Raw genomic sequence first — 1,078 nt, 5'->3', positions numbered from 1 at the left:
GGCTAGCGTATTCACACAACGTGGTTGGCGCGTTCAGCGTTGTGTGATTCGCTGCGGTTGGCTGATGCGATGGGAGCCGGCGGATGGTGGATCTCAGTCTGGGTGAGTTTGGTGATCGCCGGCTCGCCAAAGGGGGGCCTTCCTTCTGTCACGCTTGGTCGATGACGGCCCGCGTGCTCTGCGCGTGCGGCGGCTGGGCGGCGACCGGGCCGGCGAGATCCGCCTGACGCGCTTCCTGCGTCATCCGGCTGTGCAGCCCGAGATCATGCTGGCCGAGGCCAGCGCGCAAACCGCCGAACGCTGCCAGGGGCGCGCCGTCCTGGCGCTGCAGGACACCACCGTGCTGCGCTCCACGGGCGGGGGTGGCACCTACCTGCACTGCGTGCTCGCCCTGGATGCCGAGAGCGGGGCGATCCTGGGCCTGATCGACGCGAGCTTCGTGCATCGCGACGTGGGTCGGCGTGCGCAGCGACGGGCCAAGCCGATCGAGGAGAAGGAGAGCTTTCGCTGGCTGGAGGGCGCCGACCAGGCCGCCACGGTCTGCGCCTGCGCCCGCAGCCTGACGGTCATCGCGGATCGGGAAGGCGACATCTACGAAGCGTTCGCCCTGCGGCCTGAGCACAGCGAGCTGCTGGTACGGGCCGCGCATGACCGCGCGCTGGACGAGGGCGAGCGCCTCTGGACGACGCTGTCGGGGCAGCCGGTGGCGGGCTGGGCGGAGATCGACTTGCCGGCTCGGCCAGGACGGCGGGCGCGCATGGCCTGCCTGGCGCTGCGACACGCCTCGCTGTCGCTGGTGCGCCCTCGGCACGGGCAGCGGGCCGGTCTACCGGCTCGGATCACCGTGAACGCGATCGAGGTGGTGGAAGAGGAGCCGCCGGCAGGCCAGGACGCGCTGCACTGGCGTCTTCTGACGACGCAGCCTGTGCGCGACGCAGCCGACGCGCTGGCGGTCGTTGAGCAGTATCGGCGTCGCTGGGCGATCGAAATAGTCCTTCCGCAACTGACAAAAGCGTCCGCGCTCGCCATCCGGGCCGACGGGAACCACGTAGCGGATCTCGACCTCGGCCTCGGTCAC

The 1,078-nt window shown here is 70.3% G+C and carries 1 protein-coding gene; it reads left to right on the top strand.

All coding sequences use genetic code 11. The features are described from left to right. Positions 1-184: 184 nt before the first annotated feature. Positions 185-1,078 (top strand): IS4 family transposase (locus ABZT49_RS10465; RefSeq protein ID WP_355285963.1); only part of this gene is annotated, 894 nt, incomplete at its 3' end.

It is taken from the genome of Methylobacterium sp. EM32, assembly GCF_040593685.1.
GTDB lineage: Bacteria > Pseudomonadota > Alphaproteobacteria > Rhizobiales > Beijerinckiaceae > Methylobacterium.
Note: the sequence above shows the minus strand (reverse complement) of the source record. Positions and strands in the feature narration are given on the sequence as shown.